At 73.8% G+C, this 22,927-nt stretch carries 24 protein-coding genes; 18 read left to right on the top strand and 6 right to left on the bottom strand.

The window, feature by feature from the left end; all coding sequences use genetic code 11:
- The first annotated feature begins 1 nt into the window (after position 1).
- The 13 genes from D7223_RS05670 (at position 2) to D7223_RS05610 (ending at position 13,927) form a co-directional block, all read left to right on the top strand.
- Positions 2-1,843, top strand: coding sequence for a dipeptide ABC transporter ATP-binding protein (locus D7223_RS05670; protein WP_120725456.1), 1,842 nt, complete (start codon positions 2-4; stop codon positions 1,841-1,843).
- On the top strand, positions 1,831-3,033 hold the full coding sequence (locus tag D7223_RS05665; RefSeq protein ID WP_120725454.1) for a mandelate racemase/muconate lactonizing enzyme family protein: 1,203 nt from the start codon (positions 1,831-1,833) through the stop codon (positions 3,031-3,033). The genes D7223_RS05670 and D7223_RS05665 overlap by 13 nt, the downstream gene beginning before the upstream one ends.
- Positions 3,030-3,827 (top strand): SDR family NAD(P)-dependent oxidoreductase, encoded by a 798-nt coding sequence (locus tag D7223_RS05660; protein ID WP_120725452.1) that lies wholly within the window; start codon positions 3,030-3,032, stop codon positions 3,825-3,827. The genes D7223_RS05665 and D7223_RS05660 overlap by 4 nt, the downstream gene beginning before the upstream one ends.
- The gene (locus D7223_RS05655) at positions 3,824-4,615 is read left to right on the top strand and encodes a ribonuclease activity regulator RraA (protein ID WP_120725450.1); all 792 of its coding nucleotides are present in this window, start codon (positions 3,824-3,826) and stop codon (positions 4,613-4,615) included. Before D7223_RS05660 ends, D7223_RS05655 begins: the two co-directional genes overlap by 4 nt.
- A 61-nt stretch (positions 4,616-4,676) precedes the next feature.
- Positions 4,677-6,638, top strand: coding sequence for a glycoside hydrolase family protein (locus D7223_RS33935; protein ID WP_120725448.1), 1,962 nt, complete (start codon positions 4,677-4,679; stop codon positions 6,636-6,638).
- 63 nt (positions 6,639-6,701) lie between these two features.
- Complete coding sequence (locus D7223_RS05645) at positions 6,702-8,087, top strand: FAD-binding oxidoreductase (RefSeq protein ID WP_120725446.1); 1,386 nt, start codon at positions 6,702-6,704, stop codon at positions 8,085-8,087.
- Complete coding sequence (locus D7223_RS05640) at positions 8,084-9,241, top strand: (Fe-S)-binding protein (protein ID WP_202864583.1); 1,158 nt, start codon at positions 8,084-8,086, stop codon at positions 9,239-9,241. Before D7223_RS05645 ends, D7223_RS05640 begins: the two co-directional genes overlap by 4 nt.
- 51 nt (positions 9,242-9,292) lie before the next feature.
- Entirely contained in the window at positions 9,293-9,580 is a 288-nt protein-coding gene (locus tag D7223_RS05635) for a hypothetical protein (protein WP_238161599.1), read from the top strand.
- A gap of 148 nt (positions 9,581-9,728) precedes the next feature.
- Positions 9,729-10,115 carry a hypothetical protein gene (locus D7223_RS05630; RefSeq protein WP_147252532.1) on the top strand — a complete coding sequence of 129 codons (387 nt, stop codon included), beginning with the start codon at positions 9,729-9,731 and terminating at the stop codon, positions 10,113-10,115.
- 304 nt (positions 10,116-10,419) lie between these two features.
- A complete protein-coding gene (locus tag D7223_RS05620; protein WP_120725439.1) occupies positions 10,420-11,598 on the top strand; it encodes a low temperature requirement protein A in 1,179 nt (392 codons plus the stop codon).
- 40 nt (positions 11,599-11,638) lie between these two features.
- Positions 11,639-11,773 (top strand): hypothetical protein, encoded by a 135-nt coding sequence (locus D7223_RS33930; protein WP_272948668.1) that lies wholly within the window; start codon positions 11,639-11,641, stop codon positions 11,771-11,773.
- The gene (locus D7223_RS05615) at positions 11,770-12,960 is read left to right on the top strand and encodes an alpha/beta hydrolase family protein (protein WP_120725437.1); all 1,191 of its coding nucleotides are present in this window, start codon (positions 11,770-11,772) and stop codon (positions 12,958-12,960) included. Before D7223_RS33930 ends, D7223_RS05615 begins: the two co-directional genes overlap by 4 nt.
- A gap of 58 nt (positions 12,961-13,018) precedes the next feature.
- Positions 13,019-13,927 (top strand): hypothetical protein, encoded by a 909-nt coding sequence (locus tag D7223_RS05610; RefSeq protein ID WP_158610821.1) that lies wholly within the window; start codon positions 13,019-13,021, stop codon positions 13,925-13,927.
- Positions 13,928-13,952: 25 nt separating this feature from the next.
- Here D7223_RS05610 and D7223_RS34100 read toward each other — a convergent pair whose 3' ends face one another.
- Complete coding sequence (locus tag D7223_RS34100; RefSeq protein ID WP_202864582.1) at positions 13,953-14,123, bottom strand: hypothetical protein; 171 nt, start codon at positions 14,121-14,123, stop codon at positions 13,953-13,955.
- 526 nt (positions 14,124-14,649) lie between these two features.
- Between D7223_RS34100 and D7223_RS05600 the strand changes: the two genes are divergently transcribed.
- The 4 genes from D7223_RS05600 (at position 14,650) to D7223_RS05585 (ending at position 17,353) form a co-directional block, all read left to right on the top strand.
- Positions 14,650-15,444, top strand: a complete 795-nt coding sequence (locus D7223_RS05600; protein ID WP_120725433.1) for an alpha/beta hydrolase — start codon at positions 14,650-14,652, stop codon at positions 15,442-15,444.
- Positions 15,441-16,232 carry an MBL fold metallo-hydrolase gene (locus tag D7223_RS05595; protein ID WP_120725431.1) on the top strand — a complete coding sequence of 264 codons (792 nt, stop codon included), beginning with the start codon at positions 15,441-15,443 and terminating at the stop codon, positions 16,230-16,232. The genes D7223_RS05600 and D7223_RS05595 overlap by 4 nt, the downstream gene beginning before the upstream one ends.
- Positions 16,233-16,379: 147 nt before the next feature.
- A complete protein-coding gene (locus D7223_RS05590) occupies positions 16,380-16,661 on the top strand; it encodes a hypothetical protein (protein ID WP_147252531.1) in 282 nt (93 codons plus the stop codon).
- Positions 16,662-16,732: 71 nt separating this feature from the next.
- Positions 16,733-17,353: an L-threonylcarbamoyladenylate synthase gene (locus tag D7223_RS05585; RefSeq protein ID WP_120725427.1), complete on the top strand. Its 621-nt coding sequence runs from the start codon at positions 16,733-16,735 to the stop codon at positions 17,351-17,353.
- A gap of 15 nt (positions 17,354-17,368) precedes the next feature.
- Here the strand turns inward: D7223_RS05585 and D7223_RS05580 are convergent, their stop codons facing one another.
- Complete coding sequence (locus D7223_RS05580) at positions 17,369-18,244, bottom strand: transglutaminase-like domain-containing protein (protein WP_120725424.1); 876 nt, start codon at positions 18,242-18,244, stop codon at positions 17,369-17,371.
- A 238-nt stretch (positions 18,245-18,482) separates the two neighbouring features.
- Between D7223_RS05580 and D7223_RS05575 the strand changes: the two genes are divergently transcribed.
- The gene (locus tag D7223_RS05575) at positions 18,483-19,202 is read left to right on the top strand and encodes an alpha/beta fold hydrolase (protein WP_120725422.1); all 720 of its coding nucleotides are present in this window, start codon (positions 18,483-18,485) and stop codon (positions 19,200-19,202) included.
- Between the two features lie 31 nt (positions 19,203-19,233).
- Here D7223_RS05575 and sigJ read toward each other — a convergent pair whose 3' ends face one another.
- The 4 genes from sigJ to D7223_RS05555 form a co-directional block, all read right to left on the bottom strand.
- Positions 19,234-20,118 (bottom strand): RNA polymerase sigma factor SigJ, encoded by an 885-nt coding sequence (gene sigJ, locus D7223_RS05570; protein ID WP_120725420.1) that lies wholly within the window; start codon positions 20,116-20,118, stop codon positions 19,234-19,236.
- A gap of 57 nt (positions 20,119-20,175) precedes the next feature.
- Positions 20,176-20,928 (bottom strand): SDR family oxidoreductase, encoded by a 753-nt coding sequence (locus D7223_RS05565; RefSeq protein ID WP_120725417.1) that lies wholly within the window; start codon positions 20,926-20,928, stop codon positions 20,176-20,178.
- 160 nt (positions 20,929-21,088) lie between these two features.
- Positions 21,089-21,541, bottom strand: a complete 453-nt coding sequence (locus D7223_RS05560) for a hypothetical protein (protein WP_120725416.1) — start codon at positions 21,539-21,541, stop codon at positions 21,089-21,091.
- A complete protein-coding gene (locus D7223_RS05555) occupies positions 21,538-22,887 on the bottom strand; it encodes a molybdopterin-dependent oxidoreductase (RefSeq protein WP_186832230.1) in 1,350 nt (449 codons plus the stop codon). Before D7223_RS05555 ends, D7223_RS05560 begins: the two co-directional genes overlap by 4 nt.
- Positions 22,888-22,927 lie beyond the last annotated feature (40 nt).

The following is a 22,927-nucleotide window of genomic DNA, read 5'->3' as shown; positions in this document are numbered from 1 at the left end:
GATGCCCCTGCTCTCCGTCGAGCACCTCACCGTCACCTTCAACCCCGACTCCCGACCGGTGCCCGCGGTAACCGGCGTCGACCTGCACGTCGACGCCGGCGAGACCCTCGCGGTGGTGGGGGAGTCCGGCTCCGGCAAGACCGTCACCGCGCTCAGCGTCCTGGGACTCACCCCCCGGCCGCCGGCCTGCCGCACCACCGGCACGATCCGCCTCGGCGACACCGACCTGACCAGCCTGGACGCCCGGGGCTGGCGGTCGGTGCGCGGCCGGAGGGTCGCGATGGTCTTCCAGGATCCGAGCACCGCGCTGAACCCGCTGCTCACCCTGGGCACCCAGATCGCCGACGCCATCCGGGCGCACGAACCGGTCGGCCGGGCCGCCGCCCGCGAGCGCGCCCTGGCCGCCCTCGAACTGGCCCGGCTGCCGCAGCCCGGCACCCGGCTGGAGCAGTACCCGCACCAGCTCTCCGGCGGCATGCGGCAGCGCGCCGCCATCGCGTTGGCGCTGGCCGCCGGGCCACAACTGCTCATCGCCGACGAGCCGACCACCGCGCTGGACGTGGCGGTGCAGGCCGAGATCCTGGACATGCTCGACACGCTGCGCCGGGACCTCGGCATGGGGCTGATCCTGATCACCCACGACCTGGGCACCGTCGCCACCCACGCCGACCGGGTCGCGGTGATGTACGCGGGCCGGGTGGTGGAGACCGGACCGACCGGCCAGGTCCTCGGCGATCCCCGGATGCCCTACACCCGGGCACTGCTGGCCGCGACGCCCCGGCTCGACGCCCCGGCCCGACAACGCCTCGTCGCGATCGGCGGGCACCCGCCGGACCTCGCCGTCGCGGCGCCCGGGTGCGCGTTCGCACCCCGCTGCCCGGTGGCGCTCGACGTCTGCCGCGACGAACGGCCGGCACTGCGACCGCACGCGCCGGACCAGTTGGCGGCCTGCCACCACCCGGAGGCGCCACTGCCCGGGCCGGTCGCCGCCGAACACGACCCGACCAGCGCCGGCGAGCCGACCGGCGAACCGGTGGCCGAGTTCGACGAGGTGGTGCTGCACTATCCGGTGCGTCGGGGGCTGCTGCGCCGGGTCGTCGACCGGGTCAGGGCGGTCGACGGGGTGAGCCTGCGGCTCTGGCCGGGGCGGACCCTCGCCCTGGTCGGCGAGTCCGGCTCGGGCAAGACCAGCCTCACCCGCACCCTGCTCCGGCTGGAACGGCCCACCGGTGGCACCGTCTCGTACTCCGGCATCGACGTGACCCGTCCCGACCGGGAGCAGTTGCGCCGACTGCAGCGCGAGGTGCAGGTGGTCTTCCAGAACCCGTACGCCAGCCTCGACCCCCGGATGACGGTGGCGCAGATCCTGGCCGAACCGCTGCGGGTACACCGGCTCGACGCGTCCCGCACGGAACTGGTGCGGCTGCTGGAACAGGTCGGGCTGGACGCCGCCGCCCTGGACCGGCATCCGGCCGCCTTCTCCGGTGGGCAGCGGCAGCGCATCGCCATCGCCCGGGCGCTCGGCCCCCGGCCGCGGCTCATCGTCTGCGACGAGGCGGTCAGCGCCCTGGACGTGTCGATCCAGGCGCAGGTGCTCAACCTCCTGGCCGACCTGCAACGCGAACACGACCTGTCGTACCTGTTCATCACCCACGACCTGGCCGTCGTGCGGTCGGTGGCGCACGACATCGCGGTGATGCGCCACGGCCGGATCGTCGAGCACGGACCGGCCGAGCGGATCTACGGCAGTCCCACCCACGAGTACACCCGCCTGCTGCTGGAGATGGCCCCCGGCCACCCCACCCAGGCCCCCAGCGGAAGGACGGCCGCGTGGTCGCGATAACCCGGGTACGCCTCACCCCGGTCAACACCCCCCGGCACGGCAGCATCACCTGCGGCCACGTGCTCGTCGAGCTGCTCACCGACACCGACGGCCTGATCGGTGTGGGGGAGATGTCCGACTTCCAGCACCTACCCCGCTACCACCTGGACGTGCCCGACCTGGAGGGCACCCTCAACGAACTGCTGGTGGGCCTCGACCCGTTGCAGATCACCGAGGTCGAGCGGCGGCTGGAGCAGAACTTTCCCCAGGCCGGCTACATCTACGACAAGAGCCGCACCATCAAGTGCGGCGTGGACATCGCGATGTGGGACCTGGCGGCCAAGCACCTCGGCGTACGGGTGGTGGACCTGCTCGGCGGGGCGGTCCGCGACTCGGTGCCGATCGCGTACCCGGTCTTCCGCCAGCAGCGCGACTCCGACGTGGAGCGCAACCTCGCGATGGTCGCCCGCCGGGCCGCCGAGGGCTTCGACCACTTCCGGGTCTACGTCGGGCGTCGGCTCGACCTCGACGAGCGGTTCCTGCGCCAGGTCCGCGACCGCCACGGCGACGCCATCACGATCAAGTCGCTGGACTTCTCCAACCTGCTGGATCCGCGGGCGGCGTGCCGGTTCGTCGACCGGGTCGCCGACGTCGGCTTCGACCTGGTCGAGTCGCCGGCGCCGCACCACGACCTGAAGGGCCTGGCGCACGCCCGGGACCGGTTGCCGGTGCCGGTCAGCGAGCACGTCTACGGGTTCCGGTGGGCGTTGGACCTGGCCACCGCCGACGCGGTGGACGTGTTCAACGTCAGTGTCATCGCCATCGGCGGCATCACCCCGGCCCGCCGGATCTTCGCCATCGCCGAGGCCGCCGGGAAGTCCTGCCTGGTCGGCACCACCCAGGAGATGTCCATCGGTACCGCCGCGGCGGCGCACGTGGCGATGGCGATGCCGTCGGTGACCCTGCCCAGCGACCCGGTCGGCCCGCTGCTCTACACCCGGGACGTGGTCCGCGAACCGGTCACCTACGTGGGTGGCCGACTGCGGGTGCCGACCGGGCCCGGCCTCGGCATGACCCTCGACCCGGAGCGGGTCGCCGCCAGTGCCGGCCCGCTGACCTGGGCGAGCACCAGCGCGACGGACGTGGTCGACCGGGCGCCGGCCGGCCCCACCGACGCGCCGTCGGCCGACCTGGCGGCGGTGGCCCGGTGACCCGGCTCGCCGGGCGGGTCGCCCTGGTCACCGGGGGCGGGCGCAACATCGGCCTGGCCATCGCCCGGCGGCTCGCCGCGGACGGCGCGATCGTGGCGGTCAACGGCCCCGACCCCGAGGAACTGGCCGCCGCCGTGGCCGACCTCGGCGCCGACGCGATGGCGGCGCCGGGGGACGTCTCCGACCCGGCGGCGGTGGCGGCGCTGACCCGGGCCGTCACCGACCGGCACGGCCGCATCGACGTCCTGGTCAACAACGCGGCGGTGCCGATGTCCGGCCGGGTGCCGCTGCGTGACCTGACGCTCGCCGACTGGGACCACAGCTTCGCGGTCAACGCGCGGGGGGTGTTCCTCTGCACGGTCGCCGCCGCCCGGGTGATGCCCGCCGGCGGGTCGGTGGTCAACATCTCCTCGATCGGCGCGACCCGGGCGCACCGCCACGCGATCGCCTACGACGCGACCAAGGGCGCGGTCGAGGCGGCCACCCGGGCGATCGCCCTGGACCTCGCCCCGCGCGGGATCCGGGTCAACGCCGTCGCGCCCGGCGCGATCGCCAACGACCGCTTCGACGCCCTCGACCGGGCCACCCAACGTCGCCGGGCGGCACCGATCCCGCTCGGCCGGGTCGGCACCGGCGACGACGTCGCCGCCGTCGTCTCCTTCCTCGCCTCTCCGGACGCCGCCTACGTCACCGGCCAGGTGATCACCGTCGACGGCGGGCTCTCCGTGCAGGCACGACCACCGGGGATCGACCCGATCCTCGACTCCACCTCCGCAGAAGGCCAGCAACCATGACCCACACGCCCCCTGCCCCGCTGCTCCCGCCGGCCGCCGCCCCGGCGCCGGCGAGCCACCCGGACCTGGTGCCGCTGGACCCGGCCGACCTGGCCGCGCTCGGCGCCGCCAGTACCGCCACCATCACCACCCAGCTGTTCAAACTGGGGCTGCGCAACACCTTCCTGGCCGGCCTGGGCAGCCAGAGCCGGCACGCGCCCCGGATGGTCGGCGAGGCGTTCACGCTGCGCTACATCCCGGCGCGGGAGGACATCGACACCCTCGACGTCTTCGCCGACTACGACCACCCGCAGCGCCTCGCCGTGGAATCCGTGCACCCCGGCCAGGTGCTGGTGATGGACTGCCGGGGGCAGGGCCGCGCCGCCTCCGCCGGGCACATCCTGCTGACCCGCCTGGCCAGCCGGGGCGCCGCGGGCGTGGTCACCGACGGCACGCTGCGCGACATCGAAGGCATCGCGGAACTGCGGATGCCGGTCTTCGCGGCGGGCGCGGCGGCGATGACCAACCTGGCCCAGCACCACGCCGTCGACGTCCAGGTGCCGATCGGCTGCGCCGGAGTACCGGTCTACCCGGGCGACGTGCTGGTCGGCGACGCCGACGGGGTGGTCTGCGTGCCCCGCCACCTGGTGCCGGTGATCGCCCGGCCGGCCCGGGAGCAGGAGGAGCTGGAGGCGTTCCTGCAACGGCGGGTGGCGGCGGGCGCGCCGCTGCGCGGCACGTACCCGCCCGACGAGCACACCCTGCGGGCGTACGGCGAGAGCCGGGCGGGCGTCGACGACGCCCGGTGAACGTCAGCGCCACACCCACCACCACCCACCACCCACCACCACCCGTCCCGGAGGTACCGCAGTGTCCCGACGCACACCCCTGAAACTGGCCCTGGTCACCGCCTTGGTCGGCGCCACCGTCACGGTGCCGGCCGGTCCGGCCCTCGCGGCCGACCTGAACGACACCTTCGACACCACGGCCGTCGGCGCCACCCCCGCCGGCTGGACCGCCGCCGGTGGTGGTGGCACGGCCGTGGTCGCCGAGGTCGCCGGCACCGTCGACCGCAGCCTGCGGTTGACCGACACCTCCGGCACCGCCGGGATCAACGCCACCCGGTCGTACGGGGCCACCTCGGCGACCGTGGTGGCCCACGCCCGACTGCGCGCCGCGCAGACCACCGCCGTGGTGGGCCTGCACCTGGACTCCACGGCCGGGCACACCGTGACCGTCGCCCTGGACGCCACCGGACGCCTCTACACCTACAACGGCGCCACCCGGGTCGACCTGGGCGCCTACACCGCCAACCGCTGGTACGACGTCCGGATCGTGGCCCGGCCGGGTACCGCCACCGCCAGCGTCTGGATCGACGGGCAGCGCCGCGCCACCAACCTGGCCTTCCGGGTGGCCACCCCGACCCTGGCGTCGGTGCAGGTCGGCATCTCCACCGCCGACACCGGCACCGCCTGGGTGGACGACGTGCGGACCAGGACGGAGCCGAACCCGGTGTCGTGGCCGCAGATCGGCACCGTCGCCCCGCGCAGCGCCGCCCAGATCGGCACGTCCCCCATCGTCATCGGCACCGAGACGCTGGACCGCGACTACACCGACTACCAGTCCTACAAGCCGTACCTCGGGCCGCTGGGTGCCACCTCGGCCCGCTTCCAGGCCGGCTGGGCCAAGACCGAAAAGGTCAAGGGCAGCTACGACTGGGCGTGGCTGGACACCATCGTCGACGACGCGGTGTCCCGGGGCGTGCGGCCCTGGTTGCAGACCTCGTACGGCAACCCGCTCTACGCCGGCGGCGGCGGGGCCGGTCTCGGTGGTCAGATCCCCAGCACGACCGAGGCGCTGAACGCCTGGGACGCCTGGGTGAGCGCGCTGGCGAACCGGTACGCCGACCGGGTCACCGAGTGGGAGATCTGGAACGAGCCGAACCTCGGCGGTGTCGACCCGGTGGCCTACGCCGACCTGCTGATCCGCACCGCCACCCGGATCCGGGCCGTCCAGCCGAACGCGGTGATCTGGTGCTGCGCACTGGCCGGGGTGGAGCGCAGCTACGCCGACACGGTGCTGACCCGGGTGCGGGACCAGGGCAAACTGGGGCTGGTCGACGGGATCACCTACCACCCGTACAACGCCAACCCGGACGCCTCCTACGAGCAGGTCCGGCTGCTCCGGGTGACCGCCGACAGCTTCGCCACCCGGCTGCGACTGCGGCAGGGCGAGAACGGCGCGCCGAGCCGGCCGGACAGCTTCGGCGCGCTGGGTGACCTGGACTGGACCGAGCTGAGCCAGTCGAAGTGGATGCTCCGGCGCACCTTCGCCGACCTGGGTCGAGGGGTGAGCACCAGCGTGTTCAGCATCTCCGACCTGCACTACCCGTCGAAGATCAACTCGAAGGGTCTGCTCCGGACCGGCGCGGACAAGAAGATCCGCTACGCCAAGCCGTCGTACTACGCCATCCAGGCGACCACCGCGCTGATCGACAGCACCATGACGTCGATCAGCGGGTACAGCGTCACCGACGACACCAGCAACGCCGTGTCGGTGGCCGCGTTCCGCAAGGCCGGCACCGGCCGGCAGGCCGTCGCCCTGTGGTTCGGCGGCGCGAAGCCGTCGGAGAGCAACACCCGTACGCCGGTGACCGTCACGTTCAACGCCGGCAGTTTCGCCGATCCGGTCTACGTCGACCCGCGCACCGGCGCGGTCTTCGACATCCCGGCCGCGAACTGGTCGGTCAGCGGCACCACGTACACCTTCCGTTCGGTGCCTCTCTACGATTCGCCCGTGCTGATCGCCGACCGGTCGGTCGTCGGTCTGTAGAAACGCCCACGGCCCCCGCCCGGCGCACCGGGCGGGGGCGCACCACCTGGGGAGGCAACACCCGTGGCACTGTCGGCAACCCTGCTCGCCGAGCTGCGCGGCATCGTGGGCGCGACCCACGTACACGACGCCGCCGGTGACCTCGTCGTCTACGCCCGGGACGCGACCCCGCTGTTCCGGCACGAGCCGGACGCGGTGGTCTTCCCGGCCGACACCGCCGAGGTGGCCGCGGTGCTCGCGCTGGCCACCCGGCACGCGGTGCCGGTGGTGCCGCGCGGCGCCGGCTCCAACCTGTGCGCGGCCACCGTGCCGCTGCGCGGCGGCATCGTGCTGGTGCTGACCCGGCTGAACCGGATCCTGGAGGTCGCCCCGGACGAGCTGCTCGCGGTGGCGCAGCCGGGCGTGACCAGCGCCGCCCTGGCCGAAGCCGCCGCCGCGCGGGGGCTGCTCTGGGCCCCGGACCCGGGCAGCCGCACGGTGGCCACCGTCGGCGGCACCATCGCCACCTGCGCCGGCGGCCTGCGCGGCCTGAAGTACGGGGTCACCCGCAACTACGTGCTGGGCCTGGAGGCGGTGCTGCCCACCGGTGAGGTGATCCGCACCGGCGGCCGACTGTGGAAGGACGTCGCCGGCTACGACCTGACCCGGCTGCTCACCGGCTCCGAGGGCACCCTCGCGGTGCTCACCGAGGCGACCGTGGCCCTGCTGCCGGCGCCGGCGTCGAGCAACACCGGCGTCGCGTACTTCCCGACCCTGGCCGACGCGGGGCACGCCGTCGCCGCGGTGATCCGGGCCGGGGTGGTGCCGGCCACCCTGGAGTTCCTCGACCGGGCCTGCATCGACGCGGTGGAGGACTTCGCCCACCTCGGGCTGCGCGCCGACGCCGGGGCGCTGCTGCTCTTCGGCGACGACGGGCCGCCGGAGGCGGTGGCGACCAACCTGGAGCGCATCAGCGCGGCCTGCGTCGACGCGGGCGCCATCGAGGTCACCACGGCCCGCGAGGTCGCCCAGGCCGAGGCCCTGCTGGCCGCCCGCCGCTGTGCGCTGCCCGCGCTGTCCCGCCGGGGCGGGGTGACCATCCTGGAGGACGCCACCGTGCCCCGGCCCCGGATCGCCGAGATGGTCGACCGGATCGAGGCCATCGCCGAGCGGCACGGGGTCGCCATCGCCACCTTCGGCCACGCCGGCGACGGCAACCTGCACCCCACCTGCGTCCTGGGCTCCGCGGCGGACCGCGCTGCCGTGGCCCGCGCCGAGGCGGCCTTCGCCGACATCTTCGCCGCCGCCCTCGACCTTGGCGGCACCATCACCGGCGAGCACGGTGTGGGGGCGGCGAAGCTGCCCTTCCTCGCCGCCCGGCTCGGCGACGACCAGCTCGCCCTGCTCCGCCGGATCAAGACCGCCTTCGACCCGGCGGGCATCCTCAACCCCGGAAAGCTGGGATCGTGACCGGCGACGTGTTCCACCCCGAGCAGTTGTCCCGCTGCATCTCCTGCGGCTTCTGCCTGCCGGCCTGCCCCACGTACGCCATGACCGGCGACGAGGCGTCCTCGCCGCGGGGGCGGATCACGCTGATGAGGGCGTTGCAGGACGGCACCCTGCCGGCCGACGACGACACCCTCGCCGAGCAGTCCTCGTTCTGCCTGGGTTGCCGGGCCTGCGAGCCGGTGTGCCCGGCCGGGGTGGAGTACGGCAGCCTGCTGGAACAGTGGCGGGTGCACCAGTGGCGGGGCCGGCGGCGTCCGCTGTTGGCCCGGGCGCTGATGCTCGTGGCCGAGCGGCGGACACTGCTGCGGCTGCTCGGACTTCTCCGCCGTGCCGCCCGGGGCGTGACGGCGGCGACCGCCGCTCCCCGGGACCACCCGACCCGCCCGCCCGCGGAACGGCCCGCCGGACCGGTTCCGCCCGCCGCCCGCGCCGTCCCGGTCGCGGGTGAGGCGACGCAGCTCATGCTGGGGTGCTTCGAGCGGGTGCTCTTCCCCGTGGTCAGCCGGGCGGCGCAGGCCCTCGATCCGCGGCTCGCCGCGCCGACCGCCCAGGGTTGTTGCGGGGCGCTGCACGCGCACAACGGTGACCTGGCCGGCGGGGAACGGATGGCCCACCGCCTCGGCGCGGAGTTGCCCGGCACCATCGTCACCACCTCCGGCGGCTGCGCCGCGCACCTGGCCGCCGTCCTCGGTCGGGACCGGGTACGCGAGCTGTCGCAGTGGCTGGCGGACCGTGCCCCCGAAGGCGAGGTGCTCCTCGGCGGACGGCGGGCCCGGGTGGCCCTGCAGGACTCCTGCCACCTGCGCAACGGCCTCGGTGTCTTCGTCGAGCCCCGCGCGTTGCTGCGCCGGGTCGCCGACCACGTGGAGCTTCCGTCGGCCGCCGCCTGCTGCGGTGCCGCCGGCACGTACTCCCTGCTGCGGCCGCGGGAGTCGCGCCGGATCATCGACGCGAAGATCGACGAGATCGAGGCCGCCGGCGTCGACTACGTCGTCGCGGTCAACCCTGGCTGCCTGCGCCAGCTGCGGACCGGGCTGCGTCGGCGGCGCTCCACCGTCCGCGCCGTCCACCTGGCCGAACTGCTGGCCGAGGCGACGCCCCCGGCTGATCGGTAGCAGCGATGTCATTCAGCGCGAAGGGCGGCATCCGGGATACCCTTGACGCATATGGCTACCTATCGCAGCGCCTCAGTGCTCCTCTCGTCGGACGGCACCAGGACCCCCGGCACCGCCGCGCTCTTCGCCGAGCCCGCCCGCAAGGGTGGGATCCCCCCGTGGGCCGGCGACTTCCGACCCGCCAACAGCGCCGGCAACGGCCCCAAGAACGCGGTCGGGAAGACCTTCACGTTGGAGCTGCCCGACGGCAGCACCGGCAGGGTCGTGGTGCAGGGCCTCAAGAGCGGGAAGGGCGGCGTCGTACTGGCGTTGATGGGCGAGGACGCGCCCCCCTTCTGATCAGGAACTGAGCCGGCGGTCGCCCCTGTCTTGACAGGGGCGACATCATGCGGGCGCGGGGTGGTGGGTCGGCGGTGTCGTCGCGGCCCTGGGCCTCCTCGTGTCCTGCGCCGGCCTGTGGACGTACGCGAACCACGATCGGCCCACGTTGATCGACAACCCGCCGGTCAGCGAGGTGGCGGAAGACGCGTGCGCCACGATGCGCACCGCCGTGGCGGCGAAGGCGGCACCTCCCGGCGCCCCCGTCGACACGCGGGTGCGCTCGATCCGGGAGCGGAACGCCGCGCTGACCGCCATGGTGGCGCGGGTACGTGACCTGGACCCTGCCCTGCTGTCCGAGGATCGCCCGACGCGGGCGTGGCTGGCCGACTGGGAGCACCTCGTCGAGGTGCGCGAGCGGTACGCCGCCGACCTGGCCGCCGGCCGTGGCGCCCACTTCGTCGTGCCCACCGCGGACGGCGAGCCGCTCGCCGTCCGGATGAACTCGGTGGGGCTGATCTGCGAGGTCCCGGCGCAACTCGTCGATCTTCAGTGACGCGTCCCACCACCCGCTTCGCGGCGAGGTCGCCGGCCCGCACGGTCAGGGAGCGGGCCAGACGTACCCGATGGGCAGTCACAGACCGCGGTGCCGCACGCCCGGGGCCGCAACGCGGCCCGCCACGACCCGTCGTAGAGGCTGCCGGTCGGGGTGGCGATGAAGTGGCAGCGGTCGACGGTGCCGTCGCCGGCACTCTTGCGGTGTCTACCTCGACAAACCGCCATACGTGATATCACTACCGGCAAGGATGGACGAAGCTGGCAGAAACGGCGGGCGCATGTCGACAGGGCCAGCGGCGCTGATGCGAAAGCCGAGGCAACAGCCACGGCCGATCCTGCTGGAACTCTTCTTCGACCTGGTGTTCGTCTTCGCCCTCAACCGGGTCTCGCACCGCCTGGTCGAGGACCTCACCGGGCGGCGGACGGTCCTCGTCGAAGCCGCCCAGACGCTGTTGTTGCTGCTGGCCTTCCTGGTGGTCTGGTTCGTCACGGCATGGGTCACCAACCTGTACGACCCGCGGCGACCACGAATCCAGTTGATGGTGTACGCGGCCATGCTCGGTACCTCGATCATGGCGGTGGCGGTGCCGCAGGCCTTCGGCGTCGGGAGCTTGGCCTTCGCCGGCGCGTACGTGGCGATCCACATCGTTCGCGGCGTCGTCATCGTGCCGGCGCTGCGCGGGCACCCAGCGCAACGTCGCGCCGCGGGAGTGCTCCTCTGGTTCGCGGTGTCCTCCGTGCCGTGGATCGCCGGAGCGCTCCTGCCGGATCCGGCGCGCGGGGTGCTGTGGACGCTGGCGATCGTCATCGACTGCGCGGCGGCGCTGCTGTTCTACCCCGCGCCCTGGACGCTGCCCACCCCACGGCAGTGGCCCGTCCTGGCCGAGTACATGTCCGAGCGCTACCGGCAGTTCTTCATCATCGCCCTCGGCGAGCTGATCCTGACCACCGGCTCGGTCTACAGCGACACCTCCTTCCGGAACCCCGGAGGCGCCGTGGCGTTCGCGGTCTCGTTCGGCACCACCGTGCTGCTGTTCCGGATCTACGTCTTCCAGGCGGGTCGGCTGCTGCCCGAGGCGATCCAGGTCGCGCCGGAGCCCACCCGCCTCATGCGGGAGGCGTTTCTCGCGCACGGACTCATGGTGGCCGGCGCGGTGACCATCGCCGTCGGCTACGAACTGGTCATCAAACATCCGTTCGGGCGCACCGAGTCGGCCTGGATCCTCGTCATCCTCGGTGGTCCGGTGCTGTTCCTGGCCGGGCGCGCCGTGGTCGAACACGCGGTCTTCGCCCGCGTGTCCCGGGCCCGGCTGGTCGGTGTCCTGGCGCTCGCCGCCGCCGCTCCGGCCATGGTCCACCTGCCACCGCTGGCCGCGGCCGGCACCGCCGTTCTGGTGCTGGCCGCCATCGCGGCCACCGACACGATCCGTGCCCGGCACCGCCCACCCGAGTCGCCGTCGCCGCCCCGCTACGGGTCGTGAAGGGCTGGCGCCAATAGGTTTGCTGTGGAAACCTATTGGCATGACCACTGATTCTATGTCCGCCGTCTACTACACCCGCGCCGCCCGGGCGCGCGGACTCGGAACGCGGGTGCTGCCGTACGCGATCATCGCCGCCGCCCGCGTCGAGACCACCTATCAGCCGGAGGACCGATGACCACCGCACTGACCCGCCGACACCTGCTCGCCGCGGCGCTCGCCACCGGGGCGGCCGTGCCGCTGGCCGGTGCCGGCCGTGGCGGGGCCGCCCCGGCGCGGGCCACGCCCGGCCCGGCCCGACTCACGCTGCCCCGACCCACCGGGCCGCACCCGGTGGGCACCGTGTCGCTGCACCTCGTGGACGGATCCCGCCCGGATCCGGTCGCCGGCCCCGGGCACCACCGCGAACTGATGGTCAGCGTCTGGTACCCCGCCGCCAGGGGAGCCCGTCGTCATCCGTGCGCCCCCTGGCTGCCCGCCGCGCCGACGCGTGCGCTGCTCGGGTCCTCCGGATTCGACGCCGACGTCGCGGCGGCGCCCCTGACGTCCGGCCGCGTGGGCGCTCCGGCACTCCGGGCACCCGGCCGGTTGCCCGTCGTCGTGTTCTCCCACGGCAACAACGGACACCGCTCGGAGGCCACCATCGTGGTCCAGGAACTCGCCAGCCACGGCTACGCCGTCGTCACGGTGGATCACACGTACGACGCGTACGGCGAATTCCCTGACGGGCGGCTCGGCGTCCCCGACGACGACCTGCCGTTCTCGCCGTGGGACTCCGCCCGCGACGTCCGGTTCGTTCTCGACCGGGTCGGCGACCTCGCCGCCGGGCGCAACCCCGACGCCGGGCGCCGTCCGCTGCCGGCCGGGTTGGGCGCCGCGCTGGACCTGCGCCGCATCGGCATGTTCGGCTGGTCGAAGGGCGCCACCGCGACCGCCCTCGTGATGAACACCGACCGGCGGGTGCGGGCCGGGCTCGCTCTCGACGGTCCCATGGAGTCGTCCCCACCGATCGCCGACGTCGACCGGCCGTTCATGCTGATGACCGCCGACTTCACCCGGGCCGCCGAGCCGAGCGTGCGGGAGTCCTGGTCGCGTCTGCGTGGCTGGCGACTCGACGTGCACGCCCGGGGCGCGGCCCACGGGTCGTACTGCGACCTCCAGTGGCTGATCCCGCAACTGGCGAGGATCACCGGGATGAGCGACGAGGAACTGCGGGGCTGGATCGGCACCCTCGACCCGACCCGGGCGGTCCGCATCCAGCAGGCGTACCCCCTCGCGTTCTTCGACCTGCACCTGCGACACCGGCCGCAGCGGCTGCTCAAGGGCCCGCACCCGGCCTTCCCCGAGGTCCGGTTCGTCCCCTGACGGGAGGTGCCGGTCCGGGCCCGCGGTCGCCGGGTCGACCCGTGACATGATGACGGCCATGGGGAAACAGCAGGACGTCGGCGGGTCCGACCGCAACAGTGGGTCCGGGGACGCCGCGCACGTCGCGGCGGGCGGCGGTCTCGACGCGCGGCTCGCCGTCGCGCAGGACCCCACCACGTCCCAGCTGGCCCTCATCGACCTGGCGTCCGACCCGTCGGCCGTGGTCCGTAAGGCGGTCGCGACCCGCACCGACGCGCCCGCGCAGGCACTGCGACCGCTGACCCGGGACCATGATCGTGACGTCCGGGAGGCCGTGGCACGCAACCCCTCGACCTCGGTCGGCAATCTGCTGCGGCTGGTCAAGGACGCCGACCGGTGGGTCCGCTGGGCGGTCGCCGGCAACCCGGCCTGCGACGAGTCGGTCCGCCGGGTGATGGCGCAGGCCCCCGACAAGGAGCTTCGCGGTCTCCTCGCGGAGACCCACGACCTGGAGCCCGAGCTGGCCGCGCGGCTGGTCGACGACGTCTCACCGGAGGTACGGGAACGACTCGCCACCCGCACCCACGACCCCGAAGTGATCACCGCCCTGCTGGCCGACCGCACCGCACGCGTCCGCAAGGGGCTCGCGCGCAACCCGCGGACCACGAGCGCCCAGCGCACTGCTCTCGCCCAGGATCCCGTGGTGGACGTCCGTGCCGCGCTGGTGGCCGCAGTCGAGCTGGACGAGGCGGATCTGCGACGCCTGCTCGACGACCGCTCGGTGCAGGTGCGGATGGCGATGGCCACGTCGGAGTTGATCCCGCCGCACATCCGGCAGGCGCTCACCGGTGATTCCGACGAACTGGTCGCCGGCGCGGCGCGGGACTTCCGCCCCGGGGCGGGCACCTCTCCGGTCGTCCGGGCTCCGCGCGTCGGTCACCGCGCCTCCGGCACCGGCCCAGGCCGATCGGGCGGTGCCCGCCGCTGAAGGTGGCGGACCCGCCCGCCACGCCCTAGTCGACCTGGGCGTCGAGGTCGCGGAGGGCGAAGCGGAGATGCTCCCACTCCTCGTCGAGGATCACGTGCAGACAGTGTCGGACGGGCTGCTCGTGCTCGGGCGCCCACGCGGTCGGCCGGGGCTCGGCGAGCAGTCCGGGTGTGACGGTCGCGAAAAAGTCCCGCACCATGGCCTGCCGCTGGGCACGCGCCCGCGAGTATCTGGGCGAAGGTCGGCTGCGCCCGAACGAAGATCGACATGTCGAAGCCGTCGGTCGCGTATTCGGCGTGCGGCTGCCCGAGCGGATGGAAGGGCTGCGGCAGCCTCAGAATCGCCTTGCCGAGCCATGCGTCGGTGGCGAACACCAGGTGCCGTAGCGTTTCCGCGAACGACCGAGCGTGGACCGGTGGAACCGCGCACGCCGCAGGTCCCTGTCGACGAATGTCATTGCCTCGTCCTGGGCCATGCCGCCCTCCCTGCCGTCGGCGATCGTGGGGATGCTAACGCCCAGGTCCGACGACGACGGCGCGACGCCGCTCGACCCACGACCCCCGGCGCCACCGCTCGCCCGGTGTTCGGGACGCGTTTCGGCTGCCGGGCGTGCCGGCCGCGGACGATAATGCCTACCAGTGCAGCGCCGCCCCGGCCACCGACCTCCCGTGCCGTCCACAACCGTGCGCCCGACTGCTCCGGTCCGGAAAGGACTCCCCGACATGGCACCCGACACCATCGTGCTGATCCACGGTTTCTGGGTCACCCCGCGCAGCTGGGAGCACTGGATCAGCCATTACCAGAGCAAGGGTTTTCGGGTCATCGCGCCCGCCTACCCCGGTTACGAGGTCGAGGTGGAGGCGCTCAACGCCGACCCCACCCCGATCCTGCACTCCACCGTGCCGCAGATCATCAGCCACTTCGAGAACCTGCTCCACGGGCTCGACTCGCCGCCGATCATCATCGGGCACTCGGCCGGCGGCGCGTTCACCCAGATCCTGCTCGACCACGGCTTCGGTGCGGCCGGCGTGGCCCTGAACTCCGCGCCCACCGAGGGCGTCCGGGTGGTGCCGCTGTCCCAGGTCAAGTCGACCTTCCCGGTGCTCCGGAGCCCGGCCAACCGGCACAAGGTGGTGCCGCTGACCGTCGAGCAGTGGCAGTACGCGTTCACCAACACGTTCACCGAGCAGGAGGGCCGGGCGCTCTGGCAGCGCTACGCCATCCCCGCCAACGGCGGCATCCTCTGGGGCAGCGTGCTGGCCAACTTCCAGCCCGGCCACCAGGACACCTGGGTCGACTACCGCAACGACGACCGGGCGCCGCTGTTGTTCGTCTCCGGCTCGGAGGACCACATCATGCCGCCAGCGATCCAGAAGTCGAACGCGCGGCACTACACGTCGAACACCGTCACCGAACACCGGGAGTACGCGGGCTACGCCCACCTGCTCCCGGCCCAGGAGGGTTGGGAACGGATCGCCGACGAGGTGCTCGACTGGGCCCTTCAGCACGCGCGATGAGCGACCTGCGGATCACCCACATCGGCGGTCCGACCACGCTGATCGAGGTGGCCGGCTGGCGGATCCTCACCGATCCGACGTTCGACGCCCCCGGCCGGACCTACCGGTTCGGCTGGGGCACGTCGTCGCGGAAGCTGGCCGGACCGGCGGTCCCGGCGGACTCGCTCGGCCACCTCGACGTGGTCCTGCTGACCCACGACCACCACGGCGACAACCTGGACGACGCCGGTCGCGCCCTGCTGCCGTCGGTGGGCCGGGTCGTCACCACGGTGGCGGGCGGGCGCCGGCTCGGCGGGTCGCCCACCGGGCTGCGGCCCTGGCAGGGCACCGAGTTGGCCGCCCCGGGCCGGCCGACGATCGAGGTCACCGCGACCCCGTGCCGGCACGGGCCGCCGCTGAGCCGACCGGTGGCCGGCGAGGTGACCGGCTTCGTGCTGCGCTGGCCGGGGCAGCGGTACGGCGCGCTGTGGATCACCGGCGACACGGTGGTCCACCCCGGGGTACGGCAGGTGGCCGACCGGTTCACCGTGGGCACGATGGTGCTGCACCTCGGGGCGGTGCGGTTCGGCCTGACCGGACCGCTGCGTTACACGATGACGGCCGCCGAGGGCGCGCAACTGTGCGCCCGGGTCAAGGCCCACACGGTCCTGCCGGTGCACTACGAGGGCTGGAGCCACTTCACCGAGGGGCGGTCCGCGATCGAGACCGCCTTCGCCGCGGCCCCCGGCCCGGTGCGGGAGAGCCTGCGCTGGCTGACGCCCGGTACCGCCGAGTCCCTGGCGGTCTGACCGCCGCCCCGGGGGCGGCCCGGTCCGCCGACCACGGCGGCACGGTGGTGCCCGACCACACTCCTACTCGGACGAGTGGGGGGGGGCACCATCGCGGGCCCGGACGGTTACCGGTTGAACGGAAGTCGGGACGGGTACGACGGTGCCATGGGGCGGATCGTGTGGCCGGATCAGCGTGGACTGTGGTCACTGCTCGGCGGGATCGTGGTGGGCGCCGTCCTGGCGGTCGTGTTCTTCCGGGCGGTGACCGTCCAGGACGGGTGGATGGCGCTGGTACCGGTGGCCGCCGCGGTCACCTTCGCCGCGATCCCCTACCGTCATGGCCCCGGCGGCGGCCGGGCACCACACGCGCCGTGGCGGTACGCCGTGCTGGCCCTCGGGCTCACCCTGGCCGTGGCTGCCCTGACCGCCGCGATCGCCGGCCGCTGACCGGCACACCGGCCCGGCCGGGGTGACGGCCGCGCTGGGCGACCGGCCCGGGCAGGACCTAGTCTCGACCCATGGCCAGGTACTACGACGTGCACCCGGACAACCCGCAGCCCCGGGCCGTCCGCCAGATCGCCGAGCTGATCCGCGACGGCGGGCTGGTGGCGTACCCGACCGACTCGTGCTTCGCGTTCGGCTGCCGGCTCGGCAACCGGGACGGCCTGGACCGGATCCGCGACATCCGCCGCCTCGACGAGCGGCACCACTTCACCCTGGTGTGCCGGGACTTCGCGCAGATGGGCCAGTTCGTCCACGTCAACAACGCGGTGTTCCGGCTGCTGAAGGCATCCACCCCGGGCAGCTACACGTTCATCCTGCCGGCCACCCCCGACGTGCCCCGCCGGATGCTGCACCCGCGCAAGCGCACCGTGGGCGTCCGGGTGCCCCGGCACACGGTCGTCCAGGCGCTGCTGGCCGAGCTGGGCGAGCCGCTGGTGTCGAGCACCCTCTCGCTGCCCGGTGACGAGGAGCCGATGACGCAGGGCTGGGAGATCAAGGAGCGGCTGGACCACCTCCTCGACGCGGTGGTCGACGCCGGTGACTGCGGCAAGGAGCCGACCACGGTGGTCGACCTGTCCGGACCGGAGCCGGAGATCCTGCGCCGGGGCGCGGGTGACCCGTCCCGCTTCGAGTAGCCGGCCGGCGGCGTCTCACCGACGCAGGTCCACCGTGACGGGGGTGTCGGTGACCGGGGAGATGCTGCGGATCGAGGTGCCGGGGCGGAGCCGGTCGTCGGCCGCGTACCGGTCGGCCAGTTCCTTCTCCGCGGCCGGGTCGCCGTCGTCCGCGGCGAGCAGCAGCGCGGCGACCCCGTCGACGAGCGCGAGGTCCGCCTGCGCGATGTCCTCGGTCATCGCGCCGAAGGCGTCCCACAGCAGCAGTTCGTCCTTCTGCCGGTGGGCCAGCTCGAGCAGGACGTAGTTGTGGATGAACCAGGCCCCGCGGATCGGCAGCCCCTCGTCCACGCCGTAGACCTCGGGGTCGACCGTTCCGGCCCGGTACGCCGACCACACCCGCGCCGCCGAGTCGAAGTGCCCCGCCGCCGGGTCGATGTCGTAGCCGTCGAACGCCCGTCGATCGGCCGGGTCCAGCTCCGGGTCGGCCCACACCCAACGGTCGCCGTTCCAGTATTCGACCAGGACGTGGTCGTGGTGCCAGCCGGGCTTGAAGTAGGAGGCGAAGCCGACCCGGCTGCGCGCCGGGACGCCATGCTGACGCAGCACCCCGACGGACAGCAGCGTGTGGTCCCGGCAGCAGCCGGCGACCCGGTCGGCGGCCGGTCGTGCGGCGGCCAGCGGCAGCGGCGCACGGGACTGGTCGGTGTCCAGGATGCGGTCCACCCACCGCAGGTCCACCTCGCGCTGGCGATCCACCGGCAGGTCCACCCCGCCGGCGCGGTAGTGCACGATCACGTTGCGGGCGGTCGCGGCGACCGTGGCGATGTCGGCCGGTACGGCGTCGAGGAGGGCGGCGTGCCGGCGGGGATCGCTGAGCGGTGAGTGCGTCCGGTAGTCGTCGATGTCCACCGAGCCAGTCTTCCCCCTGGCGCCGGTGCGGCGTCAACCGTCCGGCCGCTGGATTTCGGCCCTTCCGCGCCGACCCGCCGCCCCGCCGACCCGCCGGGCCGCCGGGCTGCGGGGCTGCGGGGCGCCGACGGTGTCCGATCGGACGTTTCACCCTCGACGGGTGGGTAATCAGCCGCACCGGTAGAGGCCGGCGGGGTGCTCACGCGCCACCGTCGCCGAGGCAAGGGAGCGGATCGTCGTGCCAGCTGAGCAGCCCACCGTCGTCCTCGTCCACGGCGCGTTCGCCGAGTCCGCGAGCTGGAACGGGGTGATCGAACACCTCGGCGCCGCGTACCCGGTGGTGGCCGCCGCCAACCCGCTGCGCGGCGTGGCGAGCGACGCCGCGTACGTGCGGGACGTGATGCGGGGCATCGGCGGGCCGGTGGTCCTGGTCGGTCACTCGTACGGCGGCATGGTGATCACCGCGGCGGCCACCGACGACGAGTCGGTACGGGCGCTGGTCTACGTCAACGCGTTCGCCCCCGACCTGGGCGAGTCGGCGCTGTCGCTGTCCGGGCAGTTCCCCGGCAGCACGCTCGCCGACACCCTGGTGTCCTACCCGGTGTCCACCGGAGGCAACGAGGTGGCGATCGGGCAGGAGCCCTTCCACCAGCAGTTCGCCGCCGACGTCTCCACCGACCTCGCGGCGCTGATGGCCCGCACCCAGCGCCCGATCACCGAGGCGGCGCTGGGCGAGAACCTGGCCGCCCCGTCGCCGGCCTGGCGCTCGCTACCGTCCTGGTTCGTATTCGGCGACGCCGACCGCAACATCCCGGTCGCCGCGCACCGCTTCATGGCCGACCGGGCCGGCGCGCGGGGGGTCCGGGAGATCGCCGGCGGGTCGCACGTGACGGCGGTGTCCCAGCCCGGTGAGGTGGCCGAGACGATCATCGAGGCGGTACGCGGAACCGGCGGCTAGTCACCGTCCCGGACGGCGCGGTGTCCGGCGGTCAGGTGGCGAATCCGCGCAGCTTGTCCGGGTTGGCCACCAGCAGCAGCCGCTCGACGCCCCGCGCGGAGGCGTCCAGCGTGACCAGCGTCTGCGGGGACCCGTCCGCGCCCAGGACCAGCACGCTGGCCGCGCCGTTGGTGTCCACCAGCCGGAACGTCGAGGAGTGCCAGTACTTGCGCAGCACGTTGTCCAGGAACGTGGACACCCGGGCGAGCCCCCGGATGTCCAGGCGGGCGGCGCGGACCCGGCCGCCGCCGTCGGAGCGGGCCAGCACGTCCTGGGTGAGCAGGCGTTCCAGTCCGGCCAGGTCGCCGTCGCGGGCGGCGGCGAGGAACGCCTCGGCCAGCCGGCGCCGCTCGGCGGCTGGCGCGGGGGCCGACCGCTGCGCGGCGAGGTGCCGCCGGGCCCGGCTGACCAGTTGCCGGGCGTTGGCCTCGGTGGTGTCGAGGACCTCGGCGACCTGCCGGTGCGAGTAGTTTAACGCCTCCCGCAGCACGTACGCCGCGCGTTCGGTCGGGGTGAGCTTCTCCAGCAGCAGCAGGACCGCCACGTCCACCGCCTCGGCCCGTTCGGCGCCCAGCGTCGGGTCGGCCGAGGTGTCCACCGGCTCGGGCAGCCACGGCCCGACATACGTCTCGCGGGTCGCCCGGGCCGAGGTGGCCGCGTTGACGGCCAGCCGGGTCGTCGTGGTGGTGAGGAACGCCGCCGGGTTGCGGACCGATCCCCGGTCGGCGCGCTGCCAGCGGATCCAGGTGTCCTGCACGACGTCCTCGGCCTCGGTGACGCTGCCCAGCATCCGGTAGGCGATGCCGAAGAGCCGTGGCCGTACCGTCACGAACTCGGTCAGGTCCCGGGCCGGCACCGGGCCCGCGTCGCTGCTCATGTCCTCCAACCTAGGCGGTGGGCCCGGAACGCCGGCCGTCCCGGGCCCTGCCGGTCGTCAGCGGTCCGCGTTCCGCGCCCGCCACTGGTCGATGGTGACCGAGCCGGTCCGGGCGCCGGTGGACGGCACCAGGGAGTCCTCTGCCAGGCTCGCGCCGAAATAGCCGGCGGCGGGATCGGTGCGCACCTCCCGGCCGTCGCCGGCCGCCGTCAGCGCGGCCCGGCCGAACTCGTCGAAGCGGAACCGCTCCGGGCCGCCCAGGTCGACCACGCCACCGACCGGCGCGCCGAGCGCGACGTCGGCCAGCGTCGCCGCCACGTCGTCGGCGGCGACCGGCTGGAACAGCACCGGAGCCAGGTGTACGACGCCGCCGTCGGTCGAACCGTCGAGGATGGCGCCGACGAACTCGAAGAACTGCGTGGCGCGGACCACCGACCAGCCGATCCCGCCGGAGGCGACCAGCTTCTCCTGGACGACCTTCGCCCGCATGTACCCGCTGTCGGTGATGCGGTCGGCGTTCACCACGGACAGGACCACGTGGTGGCCGACGCCGGCCTCGGCCTCGGCGGCCAGCAGGTTGCCGGTCGACGTCTCGAAGAACTCCCGGGCGGCGTCGTCGGCGAACGACGGTGAGTTGGACACGTCGACGACGACGGCGGCACCGGCCACCGCGGCGGCCAGGCCCTCCCCGGTCAGCGTGTTGACGCCGGTGCTCGGGGAGGCCGCGACGACCTCGTGCCCACGCTGGCGCAGGATCGTCACGAGCTTGGAGCCGATGAGTCCGCTGCCCCCGATGACGACGATCTTCATGTGCTGTCACTCCCTGTCTGCGTCCACAGCCGGTGTGGCCGCGGAGTCGTCACCTACGACCGGGCAGCCCACCGATCCGTGACACTTCCGCCGGTCCCGCTCCGCGTCCCGCATTCCGGCGAAGTCGGGTGACGGTGCCGCCCGTGCGCCTAATATCGCGTCAAACCCGGCGGAGGTGGTGCGCCCGCCACCGGCGCAGCGCGTAGAGCAGACCACTGGCCAGGAAGAGCGCGGCGGTCAGCAGCAGCCAGCGGCCGAGCAGCGGTTCCCGTTCCAGCCCGGTCGCCGCCCGGTAGGTGTCCCGGCCGAGACCCAGGACACCGGGCAGGTACACCAGGAAGATCAGGCCGGCGGCCAGCGCCGGCACCCGGACGTGGTTCAGCGGGGACGGCCCCCGCGCCGGGGCGGCCAGCCGGGCGCGCAGCGCCCGGTCCGCCGTCGCGTAGACGGGGAACAGGACGAGGTCGTGGGCGATCACCGCGCCGACGAACCACAGCAGCATCCGGCCGGCCGTCGGCTCCCCGGCGATCCGCGCCAGCACCCAGCCGGCGACCGCGAACGCGCCGGCCATCAGCAGCAGGTGCCGCAGCGGCGCCCCGTACCCGGCCCTCACGCCGTCGCCCGGTCGAACTCGATCGAGGCCACCCACTTGGTGCAGTGCACGCCGGGCAGCGCCGGCACGATGACGCGTGCCGGCCAACCGTGGTCCGGGGTGAGGTCGACGCCGTTGACCCGCAGGGCGAGCAGCGAGTCGGGGTCGAGGACCTGGTTGGCCGCGAGGGTGGCCCGGTTGAACAGGCCGGCCCGCTCCAGCGACCGCACCCGCGCCGCGTCGACGTCCTCCGCTCCGACCAGGGCGGCCAGGTCGCGCAGCCGTACGCCGGTCCACGTCTGCAACGTCGACCACCCCTCCACGCACGCGATCGGCAGGCGGGCGGTGTGCTGCGGCAGGGCGAGCAGCGCGGCCCGGTCCAGGGCCCGCGTCCGGTCACCGGCGCGCAACGTCAGCCGCCAGGCCGGTCCGGTGTCGGCCGGGTCGATCCCGGCGGCGAGCGCGGACCGGTTCACCGGGAAGCCCGTCGGACCGTCGTCCGGCTGGCGGCCCCGGGGCAGCAGCAGCGCGGTCCGCCGCCACGCCCCGTCCAGGCTCTGCCCGACGGTCAGCGCCCCGAGCAGCACCGACAGGCCGCCGACCAGGGCGATCGCGCCACGCCGGCTCATCGTTGGGTCGCCCGGCGCGGCGGCGACCAGACCGTCCGGGTCGGGCGGCTCCGGCCGGGTACCGGCCCGCCCGACGGTCAGCTCCCGGACGACCGGGCGGGACCGCAGGGCGGTGACCAGCCGGGGCAGCTTGAGCGCCACGTGCGCGACGAGCGCGGCGGTGAAGACCCACGCGCCGAAGTAGTGCGCGGTGTAGAAGTCGAACCCGAACAGGTACGCGTACTGCATGTTCAGCAGCCCGGTGGCGATCTCGAAGAGGATCCCACCGACCAGCAGGAGCAGCGTGAGCCGTTCCAGCACCTGGGCCACCGAGCGGGCCGGCGGCCAGTCGAACAGCTTGGGGATCACCGACCACAGTTTCGCCAGTACGACCGGCACCAGCATGATCCCGAGCGTCACGTGCAGGCCCTGGGTGACCCGGAACAGCCACGAGGGCCGGGTCGGCCAGTCCACCGCGGGCAGCCGCAGCCACCCGACGTCGTACGGGAACGCCTGGCCGTACGCGGGCCCGTACGCCAGGTGGTCGAGCAACCCGGTGACGATCACCAGCGGCAGCGTGACGAGCAGGACCAGGCCGTACACCGAGGTCAGCCAGGGACCGCGCAGCGGGCTGCGCCACGCCCGGGTGGCGGTGCCGACCCCCGGCGGCGGATGCTCGGCCAGTGCCCGCCAACCGCGCCGCGGGAAGCCGTACCCGGGCGGGTGGTGCCCGGCGGGTGAGGTGTCGTCGCTGCGCACCGCTCCTCCTCGCGCGGGCGCCGCACGGCCGGCGGCGTCC

The sequence above is a fragment of the Micromonospora endolithica genome, from assembly GCF_003626595.1.
Classification (GTDB): domain Bacteria; phylum Actinomycetota; class Actinomycetes; order Mycobacteriales; family Micromonosporaceae; genus Micromonospora; species Micromonospora endolithica.
Note: the sequence above shows the minus strand (reverse complement) of the source record. Positions and strands in the feature narration are given on the sequence as shown.

What these genes read in the sequence shown, in the direction of transcription:
- D7223_RS05620 (WP_120725439.1), top strand. Translation starts at nt 10,420, where the DNA reads ATGCGAAAGCCGAGGCAACAGCCACGGCCGATCCTGCTGGAACTCTTC.
- D7223_RS33930 (WP_272948668.1), top strand. Translation starts at nt 11,639, where the DNA reads ATGACCACTGATTCTATGTCCGCCGTCTACTACACCCGCGCCGCCCGG.
- D7223_RS05655 (WP_120725450.1), top strand. Translation starts at nt 3,824, where the DNA reads ATGACCCACACGCCCCCTGCCCCGCTGCTCCCGCCGGCCGCCGCCCCG.
- D7223_RS05635 (WP_238161599.1), top strand. Translation starts at nt 9,293, where the DNA reads ATGGCTACCTATCGCAGCGCCTCAGTGCTCCTCTCGTCGGACGGCACC.
- D7223_RS05565 (WP_120725417.1), bottom strand. Translation starts at nt 20,928, where the DNA reads ATGAAGATCGTCGTCATCGGGGGCAGCGGACTCATCGGCTCCAAGCTC.
- D7223_RS05615 (WP_120725437.1), top strand. Translation starts at nt 11,770, where the DNA reads ATGACCACCGCACTGACCCGCCGACACCTGCTCGCCGCGGCGCTCGCC.
- D7223_RS05585 (WP_120725427.1), top strand. Translation starts at nt 16,733, where the DNA reads ATGGCCAGGTACTACGACGTGCACCCGGACAACCCGCAGCCCCGGGCC.
- D7223_RS05590 (WP_147252531.1), top strand. Translation starts at nt 16,380, where the DNA reads ATGGGGCGGATCGTGTGGCCGGATCAGCGTGGACTGTGGTCACTGCTC.
- D7223_RS05600 (WP_120725433.1), top strand. Translation starts at nt 14,650, where the DNA reads ATGGCACCCGACACCATCGTGCTGATCCACGGTTTCTGGGTCACCCCG.
- D7223_RS05610 (WP_158610821.1), top strand. Translation starts at nt 13,019, where the DNA reads ATGGGGAAACAGCAGGACGTCGGCGGGTCCGACCGCAACAGTGGGTCC.
- D7223_RS05595 (WP_120725431.1), top strand. Translation starts at nt 15,441, where the DNA reads ATGAGCGACCTGCGGATCACCCACATCGGCGGTCCGACCACGCTGATC.
- D7223_RS05670 (WP_120725456.1), top strand. Translation starts at nt 2, where the DNA reads ATGCCCCTGCTCTCCGTCGAGCACCTCACCGTCACCTTCAACCCCGAC.
- sigJ (WP_120725420.1), bottom strand. Translation starts at nt 20,118, where the DNA reads ATGAGCAGCGACGCGGGCCCGGTGCCGGCCCGGGACCTGACCGAGTTC.